The organism is uncultured Olegusella sp., assembly GCF_947253395.1.
Classification (GTDB): Bacteria; Actinomycetota; Coriobacteriia; order Coriobacteriales; family Atopobiaceae; genus Olegusella.
In genome coordinates this window covers 1-9434 of the sequence record NZ_CAMXYY010000056.1, presented here as the reverse complement: position 1 = coordinate 9434, position 9434 = coordinate 1, and the positions used below count along the sequence as shown (strand labels likewise).

General features: G+C 49.2%; 7 protein-coding genes. All 7 read right to left on the bottom strand.

Going from position 1 to position 9434, the window contains the following annotated elements; all coding sequences use genetic code 11:
• Positions 1 to 26: 26 nt before the first annotated feature.
• Complete coding sequence (locus Q0X25_RS05650) at positions 27 to 827, bottom strand: phosphotransferase (RefSeq protein ID WP_298579763.1); 801 nt, start codon at positions 825 to 827, stop codon at positions 27 to 29.
• 36 nt (positions 828 to 863) lie between these two features.
• Positions 864 to 3488: a bifunctional acetaldehyde-CoA/alcohol dehydrogenase gene (gene adhE / locus Q0X25_RS05645; RefSeq protein WP_298579760.1), complete on the bottom strand. Its 2625-nt coding sequence runs from the start codon at positions 3486 to 3488 to the stop codon at positions 864 to 866.
• Positions 3489 to 3715: 227 nt separating this feature from the next.
• Positions 3716 to 4516: a hypothetical protein gene (locus Q0X25_RS05640; protein ID WP_298579757.1), complete on the bottom strand. Its 801-nt coding sequence runs from the start codon at positions 4514 to 4516 to the stop codon at positions 3716 to 3718.
• 40 nt (positions 4517 to 4556) lie between these two features.
• Positions 4557 to 5387 (bottom strand): putative ABC transporter permease, encoded by an 831-nt coding sequence (locus tag Q0X25_RS05635; RefSeq protein ID WP_298579754.1) that lies wholly within the window; start codon positions 5385 to 5387, stop codon positions 4557 to 4559.
• Between the two features lie 17 nt (positions 5388 to 5404).
• Positions 5405 to 7165 carry a threonine--tRNA ligase gene (gene thrS, locus Q0X25_RS05630; protein WP_298579751.1) on the bottom strand — a complete coding sequence of 587 codons (1761 nt, stop codon included), beginning with the start codon at positions 7163 to 7165 and terminating at the stop codon, positions 5405 to 5407.
• 421 nt (positions 7166 to 7586) lie between these two features.
• Positions 7587 to 8018: a double zinc ribbon domain-containing protein gene (locus Q0X25_RS05625; protein ID WP_021735337.1), complete on the bottom strand. Its 432-nt coding sequence runs from the start codon at positions 8016 to 8018 to the stop codon at positions 7587 to 7589.
• Positions 8019 to 8133: 115 nt separating this feature from the next.
• Positions 8134 to 9434, bottom strand: a 1301-nt coding sequence (locus Q0X25_RS05620; protein WP_298579746.1) for a folylpolyglutamate synthase/dihydrofolate synthase family protein, incomplete at its 5' end; no start/stop codon positions are given.

The following is a 9434-nucleotide window of genomic DNA, read 5'->3' as shown; positions in this document are numbered from 1 at the left end:
CTCCATCTTTTTCCTCATATAAAGACCTACTGGAAGTCACCCGCATTAACTTGTGCCATGAGGAAGTCCTCATCACGCTTGCGACCGCGAGCAAGCTCGGCTGCAGCAACAACAGGTACCCAATAGTGGATCTTTTGCTTGGCAACATCAGCCTTGCGCGTGTAGAGCTCAAGATAGCTCTCAGCCCAAATAGGATGACGAAGCTTGAGGAGCAGATACGTCTGGGCAGCATCCACCACAGGATCACCAGAGGTAACGTGTGCCCAGTCGCAGATGTAGAGCTCTCCATCATCGGCAACGATGATATTGCTCGGAACAAAGTCACCATGACAAACTGCACCGATGTTGTGCAGGCTATCAACACGCAGCTCAAGGTCATAACGGGTTGAAGGATCTATCGCCTTGACCGAGTGGACCATACGAGCAAGCTTGTCCTTTTGACGATTAAGCAAGGGTGCCTTGACGTCTTGAACAGAAATCTGCAAGTCAACCATTATTTCGGTGAACTCTTGAAGCTTGTCTAGGTCAGGATTGTTTTTGTCGGGGTAGGCAACCTCACTTGCAATCTCACGCAAAGTGCGACCAGGGATATAGTTATTAGCAATAGCCCAGCTGCCATTCCACTCACCACCCTCAATGCGCGAGACCTCAAGTACCTCAGATACCTTGATGTCAGTGCCCATAATACGAGCAGTGTTGAGCGCCTCATTAAAAACATCAGAGGCTGGCTTTTGGTCATTAAAGACCTTCACCACGCGGTTACCATCTTGGTAAACAACCTTGTTAAGACGACGTGCAAGTTCGGTTTTACTATCAGAGAGCTTCATGTCCATCCCTTCTTTTAAGAAACGGTACAGATTGGCTTATGCGTCGTAAGAACTAGCGGGACGACCATAGTAGGCGTCGAGATAAAGCTCACGGATCTCAGAGACCAGCGGATAGCGAGGATTGGCGCCTGTGCACTGATCGTTGAAGGCGTTCAGACTCATCTCGTCGAGGGTATCAAGGAAGTACTTCTCATCAACACCGTATTCGGCAATGGTGTGTTTGACACCTACATGGTCAAAGAGCTCAGCAATCTTTTTGAGGAAGTTCTCAAAGACTTCTTCATCCGTCTTGCCCTTGCACCCACAGTAACGGCCACACTCAGCATAGCGGGCCAAGGTCTTGGGATGGTCATACTGAGGGAAGGTCCCCATCTTGACGGGACGCTCAGAGGAGTTGTAGCGCATAACACGCTGAAGCAACACTGCATTTGCCCAACCATGAGGAATGTGGTGATAAGCGCCCAGCTTGTGAGCCATAGAGTGATTGACACCCAAGAAAGCATTTGCAAAGGCAAGACCGCCCAAGCAAGAAGCATTAGCCATGTGATCACGTGCCTCAACATCGTTGGGGTTGTCATAGGCACGAGGCAGATAATCAAAGACATTCTTCATGCCACGCAGAGCCCAAGGGTCGGTAAAGTCACTCGACATAACCGAAACATAGGCCTCAAGGCAGTGAGTTAAGACGTCAACGCCCGATGCGGAAGTCAAGCCCTTGGGCTGAGTCATCATGTTGTTGGTATCTACGATGGCCATATTGGGCATAAGTTCGTAGTCGGTGATGGGGTACTTAATGCCTGTAGTGGCATCGGTAATGATGGAGAATGGTGTTACCTCAGAGCCAGTGCCTGAGCTGGTAGGAATCGCAACAAAGAAGGCTTTCTTGCCCATCTTGGGGAAGTCATACACACGCTTGCGAATGTCCATGAAGTCCATGGCCATATCAGCAAACTTCTCCTCGGGGTTCTCATACATTGACCACATGATCTTGCCACAGTCCATAGCAGAACCGCCACCGATAGCAATAATGCAATCGGGCTCGAAGGCGCGCAGCTGGGTCAGACCCTCTTCTGCAGACTGGAGCGTGGGATCGGGAGCTACATTCCAGAAGCTGGAGTGGGCAATGCCTTGAGCGTCTAGACTCTCCTCAATCTTTTTGGTAAAGCCAGACTTAAAGAGGAATTGGTCGGTCACGATGAAAGCGCGCTTCTTGCCATAGACGGCGCTCAGTTCACGCAGGGCCACAGGCATGCAGCCCTTCTTGAAGTAGACCTTCTCGGGAGTACGTACCCACAGCATGTTCTCACGCCTCTCTGCCACCGACTTGGTATTGAGCAGCTGGTGGACGTCAATGTTGCCGGAGAAGGAGTTGCCGCCCCAAGAGCCGCAACCCAGCGTTAGTGATGGAGTTAGAGCAAAGTTGTAGATGTCACCAATACCACCTTGCGAAGAAGGAGTATTGATGAGAACACGGCTGGTCTTCATAGCAGCAGCATGAGCGGAAATCTTTTCGCGCTCATTTACGTTGACATAAAGCGAAGCGGTATGACCATAGCCACCATCAGCAACCAAACGCTCTGCTTTGGCAAGAGCTTCCTCAAAGGTCTCAGCCTTGTACATGCCAAGCACAGGAGAGAGCTTCTCGTGAGCCATCTCTTCTGCAGGAGAGACATCGCTAACCTCACCGATAAGAATCTTGGTGCCCTCGGGAACCTCAACGCCTGCCATTTGGGCAATGGTATGGGCAGACTGACCAACAATCTTGGCATTAACGCCACCATTGATGATGACAGTCTTTTTGACCTTCTCGAGGTCATCACCGTATAAAAAGACACAGCCACGATGCTCAAACTCAGATTTAACTTCGTCATAAATGTCAGTCAAAACAGTCACAGACTGCTCGGAAGCACAGATCATGCCATTATCAAAAGTCTTGGAATGGATGATGGAGCTTACGGCAAGCTTGATGTCAGCCGTAGAATCAATAATGGCTGGTGTGTTGCCAGGACCAACACCGAGAGCAGGAGTACCTGAGCTATAGGCAGCGCTAACCATGCCAGGGCCACCCGTAGCCAAAATGATATCAGCCGCGCGCATAAGACCATTGGTAGCAGCGAGCGAAGGAGAAGCAATCCAGCCAACAACACCCGCAGGTGCGCCTGCGCTAACGGCTGCCTCAGCAATAATACGAGCAGCCTCAGCCGTACAATTCTTTGCACGAGGATGCGGAGAGATCATGATTGCATTGCGAGTTTTAAGGCACAGCAAGCACTTAAAAATTGCCGTAGAGGTGGGATTGGTAGTAGGAATAACTGCCGCTACAACACCTAGGGGCTCTGCAATCTTGGTCATGCCAAACGCAGCATCTTCTTCGATAACACCGCAGGTCTTGGTATCTTTGTACTGGTTGTAAATGTATTCGGAAGCAAAGTGATTCTTGATAACTTTGTCTTCCATGATGCCCATGCCCGTCTCCTCGACAGCCATCTGAGCAAGCGGGATACGAGCCTTGTTGGCTGCCATTGCTGCTTCATAGAAAATCTTGTCAACTTGCTCTTGGGTGTATGTCGCGAAGATGGCTTGTGCCTCACGCATTTGCGCAAGCGCTCCATCGAGCGCGTCGTCGCTATCCACGACGATATAGGCCTGTTTGTCTGCCATGGCTCCCCTTCCCATGTCGGATGCGAGTTTGCCTTACCCTCTATGGTACTAGGCATAGCAACATTTTTGCATCAAAAAGCGTATTCAATTACGTAAAATATGGGTTGGCCAGCACTCTGTATACAAGTAAGCCGGGCTATGCGAGCACAGATACTTCGGTCTGCTTATCCGCACAAGTTCATGCACTTCTCAGATAGTTTAAACACCCATGAACAAAGACCCATTGACTATGCGGCAAGCAAAATTTCAAGTTGGCCAATAAGGAAATCCACACTCCTGTGACGACAATCAAGACGATAAACTTCAAGCCCGTCCAAAGGACCACAGTAACTAAGCAATTCATTTGTATTGGTTGGTTTTTTTACAGCAAGCTTTTGTGCGAGAGCCACCTCAATATAGGGACCAAAACCACCCTGTAGGGTAGATGGTGCACAAGCATTCAGCCTATCGCGCTGGCTTGAGTCGTTTTGATTGCGCAAAAGCCCAGGATAATAGACATGCTTTACCACAGGATGCGCCACCAAATATGCTGCTACAGCAAGAGCAACATCGCTCGACTCATGCCATAGCTTCTCGTAAGCACGATAGAATAAAAGCAGTACGTCCTGCTTGCCTGCATCTACCTGAGGTAGACGGTCTATAAGTTCCCGAACCCGCACAGACCAAGCAGAGCCCCTGCGAGGCAGTGAAATCGCTACCATTCCCTTTGCGCTACTTCCGCAGATATCTTCCAAACGCTCAAAGCACACATCAGCACCTAGGCGAATTGCTGGGCAAGCAAAGGCGCTACAGTTACTCGTATTGACCAGCAGAACCCTTCCTTGCTGGTGAGTCCGTTGTGCTTCTGTGCGAATATCAGCGCAGCTTAAAGGGAGGCTGCCTAACACATCCAAGCTATTAAAGGTTCCGCAGGTGCTTGCCAGACTCTGCAGATACGCAACTAGCTCTGCGTCATTACCTGCTACAACGCGGGTATAAGCTTTGCCTAATAAGCGTGAAATGAGCTCTTCTAGCTCAGTTTGACTCATAGCCATTCCTTAGCAGCACACATCATTGTCTTTGCTTGCTTTAGTTCTTGGAGATTCTGCTTTTGAGTTTGCCAACCCAAGAGCTTGGTTGCACACTACGCATTCTCTGTAGCTGGTTTTGCTGCCAGTACGTCAGCGAAAAGACAGCTTTTGTCATCTGATTGCTCACACTACGTTTAGAATCGCTCGCAAGAGTGACTAGCTGATCGCCGCCGGCCTCCATGACAGCTTTTGCCTCAGCACCCACTTCGCTAACCTTGGCCTTGAGCCCAGATGGTGCTCCTGCAACCACCTGATACATACGCTCGCCACGTTCTGTAAGCTCGTCATCTAGTTCTTTGACCTTCATCTGAAGCTCGGACAATACCGCCTCAGTCAACGCGAAATCTGCACCAAAAATAGCTGCTGCAATAAGCGCAATCACTTCTAGCACTAAGGGGTTAAGCGATGACTCAACGGAGGCAAACCAAGGAAATGCAACCCTCAGCGCAAAGGAGCCCACCACACCAAAAATCAAAGAAGCTGGCAGGCAGATACGTCCATGGATATTCAATGGCAAATGGCTGTAGTCCCACCAACGCGCATTAAAGCGCTGCTCAAGATACCAAGAAGTAGAGTACTCAATGACAATACTTCCTGCTACGCAGATAAGAAACGTATGCAGTAGAGGTAAGGCACCCGTCCATTTTTCAATAACAGCAAAGACAAGCTGAGCACTGAGAACACTCACACCATAAATGGGACAAATCGGTCCAAACAGGAAGCCTCGGCTTTGGAAGCTTCCTGAATGAACCGTGCAAAAAAGAGTCTCCCACAGCCAGCCACAAAAACTAAAAAAGAGAAAAGCAATAAAACTTCTGGCAATGAGCATAAATCCTTACCTACTCTTTAGTTGCGCTCAGAAATCTCGGCGGTAATTGCGCTGACAAAGTCATCAAGCTGGCTCTGATGGGTTTCATTGCTGCGATCACGAACAGAAATGTATCCGCCATCACGCTCCTGTTCACCCAAAATTAGCATATAAGGCACACGATCAATACCACGCGCTTCACGAATCTTATAGCCTATCTTCTCGTCACGGTCATCCACCTTGACACGGATACGCGCATCACGAAGCACATCGGCGACCTGGTGAGCATAGTCGCGGGTTTTTTGAGAGACAGGCAAAATCTTGACTTGGCAAGGAGAGAGCCACGTGGGGAACTTGCCTGCATACTGCTCGGTCAACATACCAATAAAACGCTCAAAACTACCAAAGCCTGCGCGATGAATCATGATGGGGCGCTGCTTGCTGCCATCAGCTGTGGTGTATTCCAACTCAAAGTTTTGCGGAAGTTGGAAGTCAAGCTGGATGGTACCGCACTGCCACTCACGACCCAAACAATCCTCTAGGTGAAAATCAATCTTAGGTCCATAGAAAGCACCATCACCGGGGTTAAGCTTGTAGTCAACACCGAGCTTCTCAAGGGCATCCTTAAGACCCGCCTCAGCACGCTCCCAATCTTCATCAGATCCCATTGAGTCAGCGGGACGGGTAGAAAGCTCAACGCGATAGGGGAAGCCAAATTGCTCGTAATAAGCAGTAATCAGATGCGCCGTATCGGTAACCTGCTCGGTAATTTGATCAGGACGAATGAAGAGGTGAGCGTCATCCTGCGTGAAGGAACGAACACGGAAAAGACCATGGAGTGCGCCACGGAGCTCATGGCGGTGGTCAAGTCCTGCTTCTGCAAGCTTAAGAGGCAAGTCACGATAGCTGCGAGGCTTGTTCTTGTAAATGAGGCAGGCACCAGGGCAGTTCATGGGCTTGACGGCAAAATCCTCATCGTCAATTTTGGTGGTATACATATTTTCTTTGTAATGCTCCCAGTGACCTGAGGTCTCCCACAGCTTGCGGGACAAAATAATCGGCGTTTGAACCTCGTCATAGCCATGACTCATCTGCATCTCATGCCAATAATCCATGAGGGAATTCTTGAGTAGCATACGGTTGGGGAGCCAGAAAGGAAAACCTGGACCCTCGTCTGCCATCATAAAGAGTTCCATCTCGGCACCAATTTTACGATGATCGCGCTTCTTGGCCTCTTCAATAAGACGCTCATGCTCGGCAAGCTCTTCTTTATTACGAAAAGCAATACCACTGATACGCGTAAGCATCTTGTTGTTGGCATCAGCTTTCCAATAAGCACCGGAAACAGCGGTGAGCTTGAATGCCTTGAGTCCTTTGGTATACATGAGGTGAGGACCAACACACATATCAATATAGTCGCCCTGCTGATAGAAGGTAATGCGTGCATCCTCAGGCAAATCACCGATATGCTCGACCTTGTACTTCTCACCACGTTCCTGCATCAGCTCAATAGCCTCACTACGAGGTAGCTCAAAGGTCGAAATCTTTTCGTTGGCCTTGGTAATTGCACGCATCTGCGCTTCAATGGCAGGCAAATCATCTTCGGAAATTTTGGTATCACCAAGGTCAATGTCGTAATAAAAGCCATTCTCATTGGCAGGACCATAGCCAAAGTGGGCTTGGGGATAGAGCGACTTTACAGCTTCTGCCAGGATATGTGCTGCCGTATGACGGATAACGTGAAGCTCCTCCTCAGCGGGAATCTCATCCACATGACCATCGTTAAAAAGAACCTTCATGGAAAACCTCTCCTTGCAAATAAAATTCAGCAATACCAAGGCGCTTGCCCGCGACCATGAGGCCGTATCAAGAGGCAGGCGCCTAGATAGTTGGCGTGCGCATGATTTCTTCAAGAGGCTTCATTGAGTTGTTTTTCATCGTGGGGCAATATCCCCAAGGATGCCACATACTTCTTGCCTCCCAGCTAAACGACATACACAGACTGTCTTACTTTACAACACTCTACACAGATGCAACAGCGCCGCCATATTTTCTGGTGTAATACCACTTTCCTGATGCACATATGCAGCGGTGTTTCGCTCAGAGTGGGCCTTTTAAAGCCGTAGCAGACAACGTGACTTTCTGTAGATCCAAGGCTAAGCCGTAGCTAAAAAAACACCCGCTTGAAAGCGGGTGTCAAAAAGTATCTGAAATTTAAATTTACTGGATATGCGTACGGCAATAAGGACACACTTTCCAGTCAGCATTTAAAGGACGGTGACACGTTGGACAGACATTGCGCACCTGTGTGTTGCAGATAGGGCAAACAACAAAGTCACGGTCAATAGGAGCTCCGCACTTAGGGCAAATACCGTAGTGAGACAACTGATGCTCACGCAGAGCAATATCCAAGTCCTGCTCTTCTCGATCTACCAGATAGCTGGATGGACGAAGAATAACGTAGGCCAAAAGACCGACTATAGGAATGACCGAAATAATGGCCCACAGCCACCAAGGCTCAGCTCCACGACGTTGTGCATCACGAATAACATAAACAATCGAAAGGATGTAAAGCATCACGATGCAAGCGACGAAGAGGTACAAAACCATGCGAACTTCGGGCGTGATAATTTGATTCATAAGCTCAGACATGACTACGGTAGCCTTTCAACGGCGTTAGTTGCTCGAATCATAATAGCAAAAGGCGCTCATTTAGATAGGCACAACAACAATTGCTGGCCGAGTTGTACAAGATAGGCATATGAAACTAGTGCTTTGGCGGCACAGGATGACCAAGCAGAGCCGCAATCTCGCCTGCCAGTGTGATAGTGCCACAGCATACACAGTCTTGATGAGCATCAGCAAGTGCCTTAAGCGCTTCTGCTGTGGTGGAATAGATAGCACTCACTTTTTTTCCTGCCTGCTCAAAACAGGCGGCAAGTTCAGCTGCTGGCAGCGTACGTAAAGAATCTGTCTGCGTACAATAAATCTCAGGAAATTCAGGGACGAGTAGGCGCACAACTTCTTGGTAATTCTTGTCAGCAAAAATCGCACAAAGTAGAGCAGGGCGTTTGGAGACATCAGCTTCGATAGCTTGTATTGCTGCAATAAACGCAGCGATGGACTGGGGATTATGACTTGCATCCACCAGTACCAGCGGATCTGTTCGGTAGACATCAAAGCGTCCGGGCGTGGGACAACGTACAACCGAATCATAAAGTTTATCTTCATCCAGCGCATGGCCAAGGTAGTCTTCGGCAAGCTGCACGGCACAGCAGATATTTGCCGCTTGATAGTCAGGTTTGAGTGCAGAAATATCCTGATAGCTTGCTCGAGTACTCGTGATATCCATCACCATCGACCCGCCTACACGCTCAGCATGTCGAGAAATGCGATAGCGTACATGAGGCAGCATCTCATGTGCCGCAGGAGTTCCAGGATGCAAAAGGCCTCTCACATCGATTAGCAGCTCAGGGCGCACAAGGGTGGGTATGACGTTTTGTGCCTGACACTGCGCAAGAAAAACATCTTCGACGCTCGAGGGAGTCGCTGTTCCCACACCAAGTACACAGCTGCGACTAGTCTTAATAATGGCAGCCTTTTCTGCAGCAATCTCTTCAAGGGTATCACCGAGCACTGCCATATGATCTAGGCCGATACCCGTAATTGCACAGTTAGTGATGTTCCCGTAGGCAGAGGTAGCATCCCATCTACCACCCATGCCACATTCCAGTACCACCACATCAACATCAGCTTCGGCAAAAACAACTGCTGCGGCTACCGTAATAAGATCAAACTCTGTAATGTCATAAGGACGCTCTTTTGCCTGCATGCGACGCTCATTAACACGCTTGCCTGCCTGAGCTGCTGCCGAAAGACCATGTGCAAAGCTCTCCTTTGATACGGTATGTCCGCCAATTTCCATACGGTCGGTATAGCTCGTAAGGCCTGGTGAGGTATACAAAGCGCAGGCAAGACCTTCGCCCGTAAGAATGGCTGCGGTATAACGCGCCGTGCTGGTTTTGCCATTAGTGCCAGCAATTTGCAAAGCATCGAAGCATAAATCAG